The sequence below is a fragment of the Pseudomonas sp. TSO6 genome (assembly GCF_056098905.1).
In genome coordinates this window covers 91,741-108,340 of record NZ_JBLZWV010000061.1, presented here as the reverse complement: position 1 = coordinate 108,340, position 16,600 = coordinate 91,741, and the positions used below count along the sequence as shown (strand labels likewise).

Annotated in this window: 15 protein-coding genes; all 15 read left to right on the top strand. The window is 64.2% G+C overall.

Annotation, left to right across the window (positions count from 1 at the left end; all coding sequences use genetic code 11):
- Window positions 1-117 precede the first annotated feature (117 nt).
- The 15 genes from ACN6NG_RS23725 to ACN6NG_RS23655 all read left to right on the top strand — a co-directional run bounded on the left by ACN6NG_RS23725 (window position 118) and on the right by ACN6NG_RS23655 (window position 16,518).
- Window positions 118-801, top strand: coding sequence for a tellurite resistance TerB family protein (locus ACN6NG_RS23725; RefSeq protein ID WP_063426523.1), 684 nt, complete (start codon window positions 118-120; stop codon window positions 799-801).
- Between the two features lie 240 nt (window positions 802-1,041).
- A complete protein-coding gene (locus tag ACN6NG_RS23720; RefSeq protein WP_063426525.1) occupies window positions 1,042-2,664 on the top strand; it encodes a methyl-accepting chemotaxis protein in 1,623 nt (540 codons plus the stop codon).
- Window positions 2,665-2,669: 5 nt separating this feature from the next.
- Entirely contained in the window at window positions 2,670-3,176 is a 507-nt protein-coding gene (locus ACN6NG_RS23715; RefSeq protein ID WP_059394628.1) for a chemotaxis protein CheW, read from the top strand.
- Window positions 3,173-4,447: a CheR family methyltransferase gene (locus ACN6NG_RS23710; protein ID WP_474316528.1), complete on the top strand. Its 1,275-nt coding sequence runs from the start codon at window positions 3,173-3,175 to the stop codon at window positions 4,445-4,447. The genes ACN6NG_RS23715 and ACN6NG_RS23710 overlap by 4 nt, the downstream gene beginning before the upstream one ends.
- Window positions 4,444-5,109 (top strand): chemotaxis protein CheW, encoded by a 666-nt coding sequence (locus tag ACN6NG_RS23705; protein WP_474316524.1) that lies wholly within the window; start codon window positions 4,444-4,446, stop codon window positions 5,107-5,109. Before ACN6NG_RS23710 ends, ACN6NG_RS23705 begins: the two co-directional genes overlap by 4 nt.
- Entirely contained in the window at window positions 5,106-7,403 is a 2,298-nt protein-coding gene (locus tag ACN6NG_RS23700) for a response regulator (protein WP_474316522.1), read from the top strand. The genes ACN6NG_RS23705 and ACN6NG_RS23700 overlap by 4 nt, the downstream gene beginning before the upstream one ends.
- Window positions 7,400-8,413 (top strand): Wsp signal transduction system protein-glutamate methylesterase WspF, encoded by a 1,014-nt coding sequence (gene wspF, locus ACN6NG_RS23695; protein WP_016501205.1) that lies wholly within the window; start codon window positions 7,400-7,402, stop codon window positions 8,411-8,413. Before ACN6NG_RS23700 ends, wspF begins: the two co-directional genes overlap by 4 nt.
- Window positions 8,414-8,464: 51 nt before the next feature.
- On the top strand, window positions 8,465-9,469 hold the full coding sequence (gene wspR / locus ACN6NG_RS23690; RefSeq protein ID WP_049274413.1) for a Wsp signal transduction system regulator diguanylate cyclase WspR: 1,005 nt from the start codon (window positions 8,465-8,467) through the stop codon (window positions 9,467-9,469).
- 238 nt (window positions 9,470-9,707) lie between these two features.
- Window positions 9,708-10,803, top strand: a protein-coding gene (gene prfB, locus ACN6NG_RS23685; protein ID WP_114942480.1) for a peptide chain release factor 2 whose coding sequence is annotated in 2 segments (ribosomal slippage) — window positions 9,708-9,779 and window positions 9,781-10,803 — 1,095 coding nt in all. Because the reading frame shifts where the segments join, the coding sequence is not laid out codon by codon here.
- 71 nt (window positions 10,804-10,874) lie between these two features.
- Entirely contained in the window at window positions 10,875-12,377 is a 1,503-nt protein-coding gene (gene lysS, locus ACN6NG_RS23680) for a lysine--tRNA ligase (RefSeq protein ID WP_016501201.1), read from the top strand.
- Between the two features lie 208 nt (window positions 12,378-12,585).
- Window positions 12,586-13,290, top strand: coding sequence for a TetR/AcrR family transcriptional regulator (locus ACN6NG_RS23675; RefSeq protein ID WP_474316518.1), 705 nt, complete (start codon window positions 12,586-12,588; stop codon window positions 13,288-13,290).
- A gap of 29 nt (window positions 13,291-13,319) precedes the next feature.
- On the top strand, window positions 13,320-13,868 hold the full coding sequence (locus ACN6NG_RS23670) for a hypothetical protein (protein ID WP_063426535.1): 549 nt from the start codon (window positions 13,320-13,322) through the stop codon (window positions 13,866-13,868).
- 154 nt (window positions 13,869-14,022) lie between these two features.
- Window positions 14,023-15,300, top strand: a complete 1,278-nt coding sequence (locus ACN6NG_RS23665; RefSeq protein WP_063426537.1) for a flavohemoglobin expression-modulating QEGLA motif protein — start codon at window positions 14,023-14,025, stop codon at window positions 15,298-15,300.
- Window positions 15,272-16,195 (top strand): alpha/beta hydrolase, encoded by a 924-nt coding sequence (locus tag ACN6NG_RS23660; protein ID WP_063426539.1) that lies wholly within the window; start codon window positions 15,272-15,274, stop codon window positions 16,193-16,195. Before ACN6NG_RS23665 ends, ACN6NG_RS23660 begins: the two co-directional genes overlap by 29 nt.
- Entirely contained in the window at window positions 16,192-16,518 is a 327-nt protein-coding gene (locus tag ACN6NG_RS23655) for a hypothetical protein (RefSeq protein WP_016501197.1), read from the top strand. Before ACN6NG_RS23660 ends, ACN6NG_RS23655 begins: the two co-directional genes overlap by 4 nt.
- Window positions 16,519-16,600 lie beyond the last annotated feature (82 nt).

The window sequence follows — 16,600 nt, the reverse complement described above, 5'->3', positions numbered from 1 at the left end:
ATCGAGTCTAGTTGGCTTTTTGCCAGCCAATGCAACATCCGGAAGCAAATCCGCGATGGCGTGCGTTCTGCCAAGCCTTACTCTGGCGGTTGAATCTTCTTGCGTGGAGACACATGAATGAACACTCGGGGCTTGCTTGATCAACTCCTCAAATCCGGCCAGCAGATGCTCGAAAAACAGGGGGGCGCCAACAAGTCCGGCAGCGCTGGCGGTGGGCTTGGCGGGCTGTTGTCCGGTGCCGGTGGCGGCCTGCTGGGTGGGGGCGCCCTGGGCCTGCTGCTCGGTAGCAAGAAAGCCCGCAAGTACGGCGGCAAGGCCCTGACCTACGGCGGCCTGGCTGCGCTGGGTGTGCTGGCCTACAAAGCCTACGGCAACTGGCAGGCCAATCAGCAGGGGGCCGCAGCCGAACCGCAAACCGTCGACCGCCTGCCGCCTGCCCAGGTCGAGCAGCACAGCCAGGCGGTGTTGCGGGCACTGGTAGCGGCGGCCAAGTCCGATGGCCATATCGACGAGCGCGAACGGGCGCTGATCGAGGGTGAATTTACCCGCCTGGACAGCGACCGTGAACTGCAGCACTGGCTGCATGCCGAGCTGAACAAACCGCTGGACCCGGCCGAAGTGGCCCGCGCCGCGCAAACACCAGAAATGGCCGCCGAGATGTACCTGGCCAGCGTGATGATGGTCGACCAGGAAAACTTCATGGAGCGTGCCTACCTGGACGAACTGGCCCGCCAGCTGCGTCTGGACCCGGGCTTGCGCCAGGAGCTGGAAAGCCAGGTACGGCTTGCTGCTGGCCAATAACGGGGGCTGCGTTGCAGCCCATCGCCGGCAAGCCAGCTCCCACAGGGTTATCACAACCTTCGACATTTCGCTGATACCTGTGGGAGCGGGCGTGCCCGCGAAGGGCTGCACAGCAGCCCCAGTGACATGTCCATCAGCAGCGATGCCTGTTTACCCCTCACTTCACCCGCAAATCTGTAAGGCCTCTGGGCTATACTTCAGCGATTTTTCCCGCTCGTTGTGAATTCCTGAGGGCTGAATGTGAAGAACTGGACCTTGCGCCAACGGATCCTGGCAAGTTTCGCCGTGATCATCGCCATCATGCTGCTGATGATCGTGGCCGCCTACTCGCGGTTGGTGGCCATCGAAACCGCCGAGGAGGCAGTGGGGACCGACAGCATTCCCGGGGTCTACTACAGCTCGATGATCCGCAGCGCCTGGGTCGACAGCTACGTCACCAGCCAGCAACTGGTGGGCCTGTCCAACCACCGTGAAATCACTTCGGCCGACATGGAGCTGTTCAAAAGCTTCGAAGACAGGCTGAAACAGCACATGGCCAGCTACCAGGCCACCATCCAGGACAAAGACGACCAGACCCGCTTCGAGAGCTTCGTGCAACTGGAGGAGAACTACCTCAGGATCGTCAATCAGGTGCTGGAGGCGTACCGCCAGCGCAACTACGCCGAAGCCGAACGGCTGATCATGGAGGTGCTGACGCCGGCCTGGGTGGAAGGGCGCAAGCACCTGAATGAAGTGATCGAATTCAATCGGGCGTCTGCCGAGTCCGCGACCAGCGAGATTGTCAGCGCCGTCAGCACGGCCAAAGGCAGCATGGTGGTTTCGCTGCTGCTGGCAATCGTTGCGGCCGCCATTTGTGGCCTGCTGCTGATGCGTGCCATCACCGCCCCCATGCAGCGTATCGTGCATGCCCTCGACAGGCTGCGCTCCGGCGACCTGAGCATGCGCCTGAGCCTGGACCGCAAGGACGAGTTCGGCGCCATCGAAAGCGGCTTCAACGAAATGGCCGAGGCGCTGGCCAACCTGGTGGCCCAGGCCCAGCGTTCGTCAGTGCAGGTAACCACGTCGGTGACCGAGATCGCCGCCACGTCCAAGCAACAGCAGGCCACCGCCACCGAAACCGCCGCCACCACCACGGAAATCGGCGCCACCTCGCGGGAAATTGCCGCCACCTCGCGTGATCTGGTGCGCACCATGACCGAAGTCACCTCCGCCGCTGATCAGGCTTCCAGCCTGGCCGGCTCTGGCCAGCAGGGGCTGGCGCGGATGGAAGAGACCATGCACCAGGTGATGGGCGCTGCCGACCTGGTCAACGCCAAACTCGGCATCCTCAACGAAAAGGCCAGCAACATCACCCAGATGGTGGTGACCATCGTCAAGGTTGCCGACCAGACCAACCTGCTGTCGCTCAACGCCGCCATCGAAGCGGAAAAGGCCGGTGAGTACGGGCGTGGCTTTGCCGTGGTAGCCACCGAAGTGCGCCGCCTGGCCGACCAGACCGCCGTGGCCACCTACGACATCGAGCAGATGGTGCGTGAAATCCAGTCGGCGGTGTCTGCCGGGGTCATGGGCATGGACAAGTTTTCCGAAGAAGTGCGCCGCGGCATGTTCGAGGTGCAGCAGGTGGGCGAGCAGCTCAGCCAGATCATTCACCAGGTGCAGGCCCTGGCGCCGCGTGTGCTGATGGTCAACGAAGGCATGCAGGCCCAGGCCACCGGTGCCGAGCAGATCAACCAGGCGCTGGCGCAGCTCAGCGATGCCAGTACCCAGACCGTCGAGTCGCTGCGACAGGCCAGCTTTGCCATCGATGAATTGAGCCAGGTGGCCGCCGGCCTGCGTGGCGGCGTGTCGCGTTTCAAAGTCTGAACGCGATGAACGACTTGCCACCGCACGCTGCATCCGCGCACAACGCCAAGGGCGCGTTGTACCTGCAGTTTCGCCTCAGGGAACAGCGCTTTGCCCTGAGCGTGCACGAGGTGATCGAGGTGCTGCCGCGCCAGCCGCTCAAGCCGATTGCCCAGGCACCTGCCTGGGTCGCGGGCATCCTCGCCCATCGTGGCCATCTGGTTCCTGTGATCGACCTTGCCGCGCTGAGTTTCGGCCAGCCGGCGGCGCAGCGCACCAGTACGCGCCTGGTGCTGGTGCATTATCGTGGCAGCCTGCAACTCGGCCTGATCCTGGAGCAGGCCACCGAGACCCTGCGTTGCCACCCGGACGAGTTCCAGCCTTATGGCGTGGACAGCGGCGAAGCCCCGTATCTGGGCCCGGTACGCCAGGATGAGCAGGGCCTGCTGCAGCGCATCGAAGTCAACGATCTGCTGCCTGATGCCGTGCACCACCTGCTGTACACGGATGAGCCGACAGGGATGCCGACATGAACGAACAGCGTTTCTTCCGCTTCTTGCGCGAGCGCATCGGCCTGGACGTTGAGTCGGTAGGTGCGCCCATGGTCGAGCGCGCGCTGCGTCAGCGTTGCGTGGCCGTGGGCGCCGTCGACCTGGACCATTACTGGCTGCGCCTGCAGCAGTTGGCGGATGAGCAACAGGCGTTGATCGAGGCGGTGATCGTCCCGGAAACCTGGTTTTTCCGTTACCCGGAGTCTTTTACCGCCCTGGCCAGCCTGGCACACAAGCGCCTGGCCGAACTGGCCGGGGCCCGCCCACTGCGCCTGCTCAGCCTGCCATGCTCGACCGGCGAGGAACCCTATTCGCTGGCCATGGCCTTGCTCGACGCGGGCATTGCGCCTGGGGCGTTTCTGATCGATGGCATGGATATCAGCCCCAGTTCGGTGACCAAGGCCGGGCAGGCCGTGTATGGGCGCAATGCGTTTCGCGGCAGCGACCTGGGCTTTCGCGAGCGCTACTTCGATGCCCTCGATGAAGGCCACCGCCTGCACGGTCGGGTGCAGCAGCAAGTCAGCCTGCAGGTGGGCAATGTGCTCGACCCCGCGCTGGCCAGCCGCGACGGCCTGTACGACTTCGTGTTCTGTCGCAACCTGTTGATCTATTTTGACGTGCCGACCCAGCAGCGTGTATTCGAGGTGCTCAAGCGCCTGCTGCATCCGCAGGGTGTACTGTTCATCGGGCCGGCCGAAGGCAGCTTGCTGGCGCGGCTGGGCATGCGCCCGCTAGGGATCGCCCAGTCGTTTGCCTATGTGCGCCAGGAGGGTGGCAATGCCCCGTTGGCAGTGGCACCCGTGCAACCCGCACGGCGCACCGTACCGCCGCTGGCCACGGCGGGTTATCCGCCACCCGGCGCGCCGCTGCCGCGCCCGCTGCGTGTACTGCCGATGGCGCCCAAGCCAGCGCCGGCCCGCGAGCATGCGCGTGAGGGCGCGAGCGAGCTGCTGGCCAGCATCGCCCGGCTTGCCAACGCTGGCGCCAGCGAGCAGGCGCGTGCCGAATGCCAGCGCTACCTGGGCCAGTTCGCGCCGTCGGCGCAGGTGTACTACTGGCTGGGGCTGCTCAGTGATACCGAAGGCGATGCGCAGCAGGCGCTGACCCATTATCGCAAAGCCCTGTACCTGGAGCCGCAGCACCCCGAGGCGCTGGTACACCTGGCGGCCTTGTTGGCGTCCCAGGGTGACCTGGCCGGTGCCCGGCGCCTGCAGGACCGCGCTGCACGGGTTGGCAGGGAGCCTGAACGATGAAGGGTGAAATGGCGATGCAGCTGCTGGCCGAAGATGACGCGCACATCGACGACTGCTGGAACCGCATTGGCGTGCACGGCGACAAGCAGTGCCCGCTGCTGGAGCGGCATGTCCACTGCCGAAACTGCGACGTGTATGCGGCTTCGGCCACCCGGCTGCTTGACCGCTACGCGCTGATGCAGGACCACCAGGCTGCGCCGGCGCAGCCAGTGGAGGAAAACACCGGTCGCTCCATGCTGCTGTTCCGCCTGGGCGAAGAGTGGCTGGCGCTGGCCACCGCCAGCCTGGCCGAGATCGCCCCGATGCAGGCCGTACATTCGCTGCCGCATCAGCGCTCGCGCCTGCTGCAGGGGGTTGCCAATGTGCGCGGTGCGTTGGTGCCGTGCCTGTCTCTGGCTGACTTGCTGGGTGTGCAGGCCGACACCGCCGAGCAACGCAGCGGTCGGGCCATGCCACGCATGCTGATTCTGGCGGCCGAGGGAGGGCCGGTAGTGATGGCCGTTGAGGAAATCGACGGTATTCACCGGCTAGACCCACTGCTGCTGGGCGGCGGCCAGGACGTCACCCGCTTTACCGCCGCAGTCCTGCAGTGGCGCGGCCGCAGCGTGCGGGTGCTGGACGATCAACACTTACTGTCTGCCGTGCAGCGGAGCCTTTCATGACCCCAGAGCAAATGCGCGACGCATCGTTGCTCGAACTGTTTAGCCTGGAGGCAGAGGCGCAGACCCAGGTCCTCAGCGCCGGCCTGATGGCGCTGGAGCGCAACCCTACCCAGGCTGACCAGCTTGAGGCTTGCATGCGCGCCGCCCACTCGCTGAAGGGCGCGGCGCGCATCGTTGGGGTGGATGCCGGCGTCAGCGTCGCCCACGTCATGGAAGACTGCCTGGTGGCGGCACAGGAGGGCCGCTTGCGCCTGAGTGCCGAGCACATCGACGCGCTGTTGCAAGGCACCGACCTGCTGATGCGTATCGCCACACCGGGCGACGTCGGGGCGCAGGCGACCCTGCCCGTATTCCTGGCGCAGATGGCCAGCCTGCTCGACCCAGGGGCTGTGGCCATGCCTGCCGTGCCGCCGCCAGTGCCCGTGCTGCCAGACTTGCCGCTGGCAACCTTGCCAGCCGAGCCTATGGCGTTGCCAGTTGATGCTTTGGAGTCCGACCCCGAACCTGCCCCGCGCCGCAAGGCCGGCAAACGCGGCGGCGAAGGTGCCGAGCGGGTGCTACGGGTCACCGCCGACCGCCTCAACAGCCTGCTCGACCTGTCCAGCAAGTCGCTGGTGGAAACCCAGCGGCTCAAACCTTACCTGGCCACCTTGCAGCGGCTCAAGCGCATGCATGGCCAGGGTATGCAGGCGCTTGATGGCCTGCGCATGCAGTTGGAGGACAGTGGCCAGGGCAGCGAGGTGCTCGAAGCCCTAACACAAACCCAGCGTCTGCTGGCCGAAACCCAGCAGATCCTGCAGCAGCAGGCCGCCGATCTGGACGAATTCGGGTGGCAGGCCAGCCAGCGTGCACAGTTGTTGTACGACACCGCCCTGGCCTGCCGAATGCGGCCGTTCGCCGATGTGCTGACCGGCCAGAGCCGTATGGTCCGAGACCTTGGCCGCTCGCTGGGCAAACCGGTACAGCTGGCGGTAGAGGGGGAAAAGACCCAGGTCGACCGCGATGTGCTGGAAAAGCTTGAAGCACCGCTGACCCACCTGCTGCGCAACGCGGTTGACCACGGCATCGAGCTGCCGGAGCGTCGCCTGCTGGCGGGCAAGCCAGAGGAAGGCGTGATTCGCCTGCGCGCCTCGCACCAGGCCGGCATGCTCAGCCTGGAACTGATCGACGATGGTGCCGGCATCGACCTGGAGCGCTTGCGCAGCAGCATTGTCGAGCGCGCCCTGTCGCCTGCCGACACGGTGGCGCGGATGAGTGATGCAGAACTGCTGACGTTCTTGTTCCTGCCCGGCTTCAGCCTGCGCGACAAGGTCACCGAGGTGTCTGGGCGCGGCGTGGGGCTGGATGCGGTGCAACACATGATCCGCGAGCTACGCGGCTCCATCGAGCTGACCCAGGTGGCGGGGCAGGGCTGTCGCTTCCATCTGCAGGTGCCATTGACCCTGTCGGTGGTGCGCAGCCTGGTGATCGAGGTGGGTGGCGAGGCCTATGCCTTCCCGCTTGCCCACATCGAACGCACGCTGGAAGTGACCACCGAGCAGATTGTGCAGATCGAAGGGCGCCAGCATTTCTGGCACGAAGGCCGGCTTATCGGCCTGGTGGCGGCCAGCCAGTTGTTGAACCGGCCTGCCGGCCAGGCGCAAGACGGCAGCCTGCGGGTGGTGGTGATCCGTGAGCGCGAGCAGCTGTACGGCGTGGCCGTGGAGCGGCTGATAGGTGAGCGGGTACTGGTGGTGATGCCGCTCGACCCACGGCTGGGCAAGGTGCAGGACATTTCTTCCGGCGCCTTGCTCGATGACGGCTCGGTGGTGTTGATCGTCGATGTCGAAGACCTGCTGCGTTCGGTGGAGAAACTGCTCAGTACCGGCAGCCTGGAGCGCGTCGAACGCGGGAGCAGCGGCGCCCGTGGTGTGGTGCGCAAGCGCATCCTGGTGGTCGACGATTCGCTGACCGTGCGCGAGCTGCAACGCAAGCTGCTGGGCAACCGTGGCTACGATGTGGCGGTTGCGGTAGATGGCATGGACGGCTGGAACGCCCTGCGCAGTGAGGACTTCGATCTGCTGATCACTGACATCGACATGCCGCGCATGGACGGCATCGAGCTGGTGACCCTGGTGCGTCGCGATCAGCGCCTGCAATCGCTGCCGGTGATGGTGGTGTCCTACAAGGACCGTGAGGAAGACCGACGGCGTGGCCTGGATGCAGGCGCCGACTACTATTTGGCAAAGGCCAGTTTCCACGACGATGCGTTGCTGGATGCTGTGGTGGAGCTGATCGGAGGTGCTCAGGGATGAAGATCGCCATCGTCAATGACATGCCTATGGCCGTCGAGGCGCTGCGTCGGGCGGTCGCCCTGGAGCCTGCGCACCAGGTGGTATGGGTGGCCAGCAATGGCGCCGAGGCGGTGCAGCGCTGCGCCGAGCAACTGCCGGACCTGATCCTGATGGACCTGATCATGCCGGTGATGGACGGCGTGGAGGCCACGCGGCGGATCATGGCCGAAACCCCGTGCGCCATCGTCATCGTCACGGTCGACCGCAAGCAGAACGTGCACCGGGTGTTCGAAGCCATGGGCCATGGCGCCCTCGACGTGGTCGACACCCCGGCACTGGGCGCTGGCGATGCCCGCGAAGCGGCGGCGCCACTGCTGCGCAAAATCCTCAATATCGGCTGGCTGGTCGGCCAGCAGCGCACGCCAGCGGCAAGGCCGGTGGCTACACCGCTGCGTGAGGCCTCGCAGCGTCGCGGGCTGGTGGCGATCGGTTCGTCGGCGGGTGGCCCGGCAGCCCTCGAAGTGCTGCTCAAGGGCTTGCCTGCAGCGTTTCCGGCGGCCATCGTGCTGGTCCAGCATGTGGACCAGGTGTTTGCTGCCGGCATGGCAGAGTGGCTCAGCAGCGCAGCCGGCCTGCCGGTGCGCCTGGCCCGTGAAGGCGAGCCGCCGCAGCCGGGCCAGGTATTGCTGGCCGGCACCAACCACCACATTCGCCTGCTACAGAATGGCCAACTGGCCTACACTGCCGAACCTGTCAATGAAATCTACCGGCCCTCGATCGATGTGTTCTTCGAGAGCGTGGCACGTTACTGGAATGGCGATGCGGTGGGCGTGCTGCTCACCGGCATGGGGCGCGACGGCGCCCAGGGCCTGAAGCTGATGCGTCAGCAGGGGTTTCTGACCATTGCCCAGGACCAGGCCAGCAGCGCAGTGTACGGCATGCCCAAGGCCGCCGCGGCAATCGATGCCGCAGTGGAAATTCGCCCGCTGGAACGCATCGCCGGGCGCTTGATGGACTTTTTCGCAAAATGACGAAATGTATTGAATCACGCCGCCAGAACGGCAGTGATCGGGTGAACAGGTATGAATGACTTACCGATCGAAGGTTTTGCCACCACCAACGAAAACTCGGCGATGGTGCTGCTGGTCGACGACCAGGCCATGATCGGCGAGGCGGTGCGGCGTGGTCTGGCCAATGAAGACAACATCGACTTCCACTTCTGTGCCGACCCGCACCAGGCGGTGGTCCAGGCCATGCGCATCAAGCCCACGGTCATCCTCCAGGACCTGATCATGCCTGGCCTGGACGGCTTGACCCTGGTACGCGAATACCGCAACAACCCGGCCACCCAGGACATCCCGATCATCGTACTGTCGACCAAGGAAGACCCGCTGGTCAAAAGCGCGGCGTTTGCCGCCGGGGCCAACGATTACCTGGTCAAGCTGCCGGACACCATCGAACTGGTAGCGCGCATTCGCTACCATTCGCGCTCCTACCTTACCCTGCTGCAACGCGACGAGGCTTACCGCGCCCTGCGCGTCAGCCAGCAGCAGTTGCTCGACTCCAACCTGATGCTGCAGCGGCTGATGAACTCCGATGGCCTGACCGGGCTGTCCAACCGCCGCCACTTCGACGAGTACCTGGAGCTGGAATGGCGGCGCGCCATGCGTGAACAGCAGCAGTTGTCGTTGCTGATGATCGATGTGGACTATTTCAAGGCCTACAACGACAGCTTCGGCCACCTGGCCGGCGACGAGGCCTTGCGCCAGGTGGCCGAGGCGATCCGTGGCTCATGCTCGCGGCCGACCGACCTGCCGGCCCGCTATGGCGGCGAGGAGTTTGCCCTGGTGCTGCCCAACACCTCGCCAGGCGGGGCACGCCTGGTGGCTGAAAAGCTGCGTCAGACCGTTTTTGGCCTTGGCATCCCGCACAGCGCCCCGGTGGCCGACTCGCACCTGACCGTGAGCATCGGCCTGGCCACCCAGACCCCGGCCGTCGGCAGCCACTGCCGGCAGCTGATTTCGGCGGCGGACAAAGGCTTGTACCAGGCCAAGAACAGCGGGCGTAACCAGGTCGGCATCGCCTAAGTCTCCAGGGCTTACGCCGTCTGTGTGGGAGCGGCCTTGTGTCGCGAAAGGGCCGCACAGCGGCCCCGGCAATATTTGCTGCGAAGCTGAAAACCTGGGGCCGCTGCGCGCCCCTATCGCGACACAAGGCCGCTCCCACATCGATCTACAGGCTACCGCCCGGCGGGTCTGCCGCCGTGCTGCGGACTCGGTTATACTCGCGGGCTTTTCACCGAATTCGTACGAGAGCCGCGCGCCCATGGAAATCCAACCGATTCTGAACACCATCAAGGACCTCACCGAGCGTTCCCAGTCCATTCGGGGGTATCTTTGACTACGATCACAAGCATGACCGCCTGATCGAAGTCAATCGCGAGCTGGAAGACCCAAACGTCTGGAACAAGCCCGAATACGCCCAGGAACTGGGCCGCGAGCTCGCTGCCCTGAAGCAGATCGTCGAAACCCTGGATGAACTGTCCGGTGGCCTGAACGACTGCCGCGACTTGTTGGACATGGCCGTCGAAGAAAAAGACGAAGCCGCTGTCGAGGACGTGACCGCCGAGCTGCAGCGCCTGGAAGAAGCCCTGGCGAAGCTTGAGTTCCGCCGCATGTTCAGCGGCGAGATGGACATGAACAACGCCTACCTGGACATCCAGGCCGGTTCCGGCGGCACCGAAGCCCAGGACTGGGCCAACATTCTGTTGCGCATGTACCTGCGCTGGGCCGACAAGCGCGGTTTCGACGCCACCATCATCGAGCTTTCCGAAGGTGAAGTCGCCGGCATCAAAGGCGCTACCGTGCACATCAAGGGCGAGTACGCCTTTGGCTGGCTGCGCACCGAGATCGGCGTGCACCGCCTGGTGCGCAAGAGCCCGTTCGACTCTGGCGCCCGTCGTCACACCTCGTTCTCGGCGGTATTCGTGTCGCCCGAGATCGACGACAAGGTCGAGATCGACATCAACCCGTCCGACCTGCGTATCGACACCTACCGCTCCTCGGGCGCCGGTGGTCAGCACGTGAACACCACCGACTCCGCGGTACGTATCACCCACGTGCCGACCAACACTGTGGTGGCTTGCCAGAACGAACGCTCCCAGCACGCCAACAAGGACACCGCCATGAAAATGCTGCGGGCCAAGTTGTACGAGCTGGAAATGCAGAAGCGCAACGCCGCTTCGCAAGCGCTGGAAGACAGCAAGTCGGACATCGGCTGGGGTCACCAGATCCGCTCGTACGTGCTCGACGCGTCGCGGATCAAGGACCTGCGTACCAACGTTGAACGCAGCGACTGCAACAAGGTGCTCGACGGTGATATCGACGAATACCTGGAAGCCAGCCTGAAACAGGGCCTGTAAGCTTCACTCCTGCTGAAAGACCCTCGCCTGCGGGCGAGGGCAATGAATTCCCTGATGGAAGATGTGACGACATGAGCGACCTCAAGACCGACTCGCAAGACCTGCAACAGGAAGAAAATGCCCTGATCGCCCTGCGCAAGGAAAAACTTGCCGCCGAGCGCGCCAAAGGCAACGCCTTCCCCAACGACTTCCGTCGCGACAGCTACTGCAACGACCTGCAGAAACAGTACGCGGACAAGACCAAGGAAGAGCTGGAAGCAGCCGCGATTCCGGTCAAGGTTGCCGGCCGTATCATGCTCAACCGTGGCTCGTTCATGGTTATCCAGGACATGACCGGTCGCATCCAGGTCTACGTCAACCGCAAGACCCTGTCGGAAGAAACCCTGGCCGCAGTCAAGACCTGGGACCTGGGCGACATCATCAGCGCCGAAGGCACCCTGGCACGTTCCGGCAAGGGTGACCTGTACGTCGAAATGACCAACGTGCGCCTGCTGACCAAGTCGCTGCGCCCGCTGCCCGACAAGCACCACGGCCTGACCGACACCGAACAGCGTTACCGCCAGCGTTACGTCGACCTGATGGTCAACGAAGAAACCCGCCACACCTTCCGTGTGCGTTCGCAGGTGATCTCGCACATTCGCAAGTTCCTCACCGAGCGTGACTTCCTCGAAGTCGAGACGCCGATGCTGCAAACCATCCCGGGCGGCGCGGCGGCCAAGCCGTTCGAAACCCACCACAACGCCCTGGACATGGCCATGTTCCTGCGTATCGCGCCGGAGCTGTACCTCAAGCGCCTGGTGGTGGGTGGCTTTGAGAAAGTGTTCGAGATCAACCGCAACTTCCGTAACGAAGGTGTTTCGACGCGTCATAACCCCGAATTCACCATGCTCGAGTTTTACCAGGCCTACGCCGACTACAACGACAACATGGACCTCACCGAGGAACTGTTCCGCGAGCTGGCGCAGTTGGTACTGGGCAGCACCGACGTGCCTTACGGCGACAAGGTGTTCCACTTCGGCGAGCCGTTCGTGCGCCTGTCGGTGTTCGACTCGATCCTCAAGTACAACCCGGAACTGACCGCTGCCGACCTGCAGGACGTTGACCGCGCCCGCGACATCGCCAAGAAGGCCGGTGCCAAGGTGCTGGGCCACGAAGGCCTGGGCAAGCTGCAGGTGATGATTTTCGAAGAGCTGGTCGAGCACAAGCTGGAGCAGCCTCACTTCATCACCGAGTACCCGTTCGAAGTGTCGCCGCTGGCTCGTCGCAACGACGACAACCCGGCCGTTACCGACCGCTTCGAGCTGTTCATCGGTGGCCGCGAAATCGCCAACGCCTACTCCGAGCTCAACGATGCCGAAGACCAGGCCGAGCGCTTCCTGGCCCAGGTGGCCGAGAAGGACGCGGGTGACGACGAAGCCATGCACTACGATGCCGACTTCGTGCGTGCGCTGGAGTACGGCATGCCGCCGACCGCCGGTGAAGGCATTGGCATCGACCGCCTGGTGATGCTGTTGACCAACTCGCCGTCGATCCGCGACGTGATCCTGTTCCCGCACATGCGTCCACAGGCCTGAGTGAATTGAACAAGCCGCCTTTCGAGGCGGCTTTTTCTTGCCTGAAGCTTTATTGTCTGTACTGGCTCCATCGCCGGCAAGCCAGCTCCCAAAGGTGCTGCATAGGTCCTGACTATGGTGCGGGCCTGTGGGAGCTGGCTTGCCGGCGATGAGGCCAGTGCAGGCCGCAGATGACTTGAACCGTGAGGTATCCCCCGTGACACCCGCCATGCCTGACCAAGGCGCCGCCGGCATCGCTACCGCCGTCGCCGAAAGCGTGCAATACCAAGGCCGCAAGACTGCCCGCCAAGGCAGCGAACAGCGCCGCCAGCTGATCCTCGACGCCGCCATGCGTATCGTCGTGCGCGATGGCGTGCGCGGTGTGCGCCACCGTGCGGTAGCCGCCGAGGCCGCTGTGCCGCTGTCGGCCACCACCTACTACTTCAAGGACATCGAGGACCTGCTCACCGATACCTTCGCCCAGTATGTCGAGCGTAGTGCCGCCTACATGGCCAAGCTGTGGGCCAACACCGAAGTGGTACTGCGCCAGTTGCTGGCCCAGGGTGACGGCAGCCCGGCGGCACGGGCGCGGCTGGCTGACGAAGTGGCGCGCATGACTGCCGACTATGTTCAGCGGCAACTGCTGAACCGCCGCGACTTCCTGATGGCCGAACAGGCCTTCCGCCAAGAGGCGCTGCTGTGCCCACGCCTGGCTGAGCTGGTGCGTGCCCACGAGCAGATCCTGCTGCACGGCACCCGTCAATTGCTGCAGGTGGTGGGGTCGCGACAACCAGAACAGGACGCCCAGATGTTGACGGCGATTATCGAGCAGATGGAATATCAGGGCCTGCTCAAGGATGCGAACGCGCAAGTCGATGGGCAGATGCTCGCTATGCTTACCCGATACCTGCAGCTGGTGCTGGCATCGGCCTGAGCCGAGACCGATTTTTCAAGGAGAACCTGATGAAAGCCTGGCGTGTGGTGTTGTTGACTCTGTCATTCCTGCTGCTGGGCGGTTGTCTGGTGACCTTCCATGAGCCCTTGCCCAGCAACCAGGCGGCGCCCCAGGCGCTGCTCGGCAAGTGGAGCAGCAAGGACGCCTGGGGCGAGCCGTTGAAGCTGACCATCAGCCGCAGCGGCGGCGGTGCCTACAAGGCGGTGGCCACGGCCAAGGGCAAGGCCCCTGAGGAATACGTGTTCACCGTGTCGCGCCACGGCAACCGCTGGTACCTGTCGGCCGGCGTGCCCAAACGCCTGGGGGGCAACTTCCTGATCGGCGGTTTCGACATCGTCGAGGGCAAGGAGCTGGTGGTCTACAACCTGGATGTCGAGCAGGTGCAGCAGGCGGTGGACAAGAAGGAACTGACCGGGCGCAGCACCGAGGTGCCTGAAGACAACGGCGACGGCGTGCTGATCGATAGCCCCTCGGCGCGGGTGCTGGCGTACCTGGACGACCCGGCCAACTCCGACCTGTTCGTCGAAGTGGCGCGGTTCCAGCGTACTGGCAAGTAGTTACCTGTGCCGGCCTCTTCGCGGCTAAAGCCGCTCCCACAGGTACTGCACCAGGCTTGAGACCTGTGCGGTTCCTGTGGGAGCGGCTTTAGCCGCGAAGAGGCCAGCACAGGCAACACAAGGCTTGGCTCATTGTTGCAATAAGGAGTCCCCAGTGGACGAATACCAGCAAACCATCCGCGCCCTGTCCGACCGCATCGTTGCGGCGCAGACCCCGATCCGGGTGCTGGACGCGGTGAAATGGGACGAAAACATTCGTCAGGGCTTCCTCAAGGCCAAGGGCAAGGAGCCGCCGGCCGTCGACCGTGCCTATTACCAGTCGCGCCCGCTGGCGTTCGACTCCGGCGCGGTCAAGGCCGAGTTCCAGGGCATCGAGCGTGACATCATCCGCCAGCTAGGTCAGTTCAACCCGGTCGGGCAGATCATGAAGCGCATGTGCCGTGAGTACCGCATGGTGGTGCGCATGCTCGAAGCGCGCGGTACCGAGGACTTCGGCCTGATCTCCCAGGAGCTGTATGGCGCTGCCTCCGACGCCTTCCATGCCGGTGACCCGACCCTGGCCGACCTCGGTCTGATGCTGTCGGATTACCTCAACAATATCGATGGCCGGGGCGACCTGAAGGACGAGCCGAAGAACCTCACCGCCAAAGAGGCGGTGGAGATCCTCCAGCGCCGGCTGAACAAGGTGTTCGGCGAGGCCGAGGAAACCATCCGCGTGTTCGAGTCCGACGGTATCGTCGCCGATGCCGCGGCCGGTGCCGACTACATCAAGGTGCGCGCCGATGCCATGTTCAACGCCCGCGACGTGCGCGCCCTGGAGGTGCACGAAGGGCTGGTGCATGTCGGTACCACGCTCAATGGCCTGAACCAGCCGATCTGCACCTTCCTGGCCAAGGGCCCGCCCTCGTCGACGGTGACCCAGGAAGGCCTGGCCATCCTCATGGAAGTGATTGCCTTCGCCTCCTACCCCAGCCGGCTGCGCAAGCTCACCAACCGCACTCGCGCCATCCACATGGTCGAGGAGGGCGCCGATTTCCTCCAGGTGTTCGATTTTTTCCGTGGGCAAGGCTTCGAGATGGCACAGAGCTACAGCAACGCCAGCCGGGTGTTCCGCGGTTCGGTGCCCAATGGCCTGCCATTCACCAAGGACTTGTCCTACCTCAAGGGCTTCATCATGGTTTACAACTACATTCAGTTGGCCGTGAAGAAGGGCAAGCTCGAACAGATCCCGTTGCTGTTCTGTGGCAAGACCACCCTGGAAGACATGCGTACCTTGCGCCAGCTGGTGGAGGAGGGCCTGGTTGCGCCGCCCAAGTACTTGCCCGAGCAGTTCCGCGACCTTAACGCGCTGTCGGCCTGGATGTGCTTCTCCAACTTCCTCAACCACCTGAGCCTGGACCGTATTGAAGCCGACTACGCGAACATTCTCTGAGTGCTGCCGCCTGCTGGCCTTGGGCTTGGTCCTGCTGGGCCTAGGCGGCTGCAGCAGCCTGCTGTTCTACCCCGAGCGTGGTCAGGCCTTTACGCCTGAGCGGGCCAAGCTGGCGTACCGCGATGTAACGTTGACCACAACGGATGGCATCCGCCTGCACGGTTGGTGGTTGCCGGCCAAGGCCGGGGTCGAGGTCAAAGGTACGGTACTGCACTTGCACGGCAACGGCGGCAACCTGCCGGGGCACCTGGGTGGCAGCTACTGGCTGCCGGAGCAGGGCTATCAGGTGCTGATGATCGATTACCGCGGTTATGGCCTGTCGCAGGGGGCGCCAAGCCTGCCAGAGGTGTACGAAGACATCGCCGCCGCCATGGCCTGGCTGGACCAGGCGCCCGAGGTAAAGGGCAAGCCCCTGGTGCTGCTGGGGCAAAGCCTTGGCGGCGCCATGGCCATTCATTACCTGGCGGCCCACCCCGAGCAGCGCCAGCGCTTCAGTGCCCTGGTGTTCGATGGTGTACCGGCCAGTTACCGTTCAGTCGGGCGCTTTGCCCTCAGCACGTCGTGGATGACCTGGCCGTTGCAGGTGCCGCTGTCGTGGCTGGTGCCGGACGGCGACAGTGCAATCCGTTCGATCGAGCAACTGAGCAGCCCGCCCAAGCTGTTCTTCCACAGCATCGACGACAACCTGGTGCCGATGGACAACGGTATTCGCCTGTACCAGCACGCGCCACCACCGCGGGTGCTGCAACTGACCCGCGGTGGCCACGTGCAGACCTTCGCCGACCCCACATGGCGCCAGGTGATGCTGCGTTTCCTCGACGACCCTAGCCATTTCAACGGCCTGCGGCGGCTTGCCGAAGTGCCCAATTTCCCTGACGAGAAGAACAAGCAATGAGTGAAGAACGCAACGCCATCCCGCTGATCCTGACCGGCGTCGGCAGCATCATCGTGACGGTGGGGGCCTTGTGGTACTACGGTTACCTGCATTTCGCCAAACCCGAGGATGCCCTGTTGCTGCAGGACTTCACCATGCTCAAGACCATCCCCGGCGAGGACTACAAGGTTTCGCTGGATCCGGCGCCGCAAGTGGCCCAGTGCGTCGATGGCGTGCTGGTGTTGTTCGACACCGAGCAGAAAGGCCTGACCGGCGTGCTGGTGGACAACCGCAAGCGTGCGGTGCGCTGCATGGGCGAGGAAACCCCGCAGCAGGTGAAGTGAGCCGGCCTTTTCAGCGCCTGTTCCGGCCCATTCGCGGCTAAAGCCGCTCCCACAGGGACCGCTTCAGTTTCGGGGTGGGGCA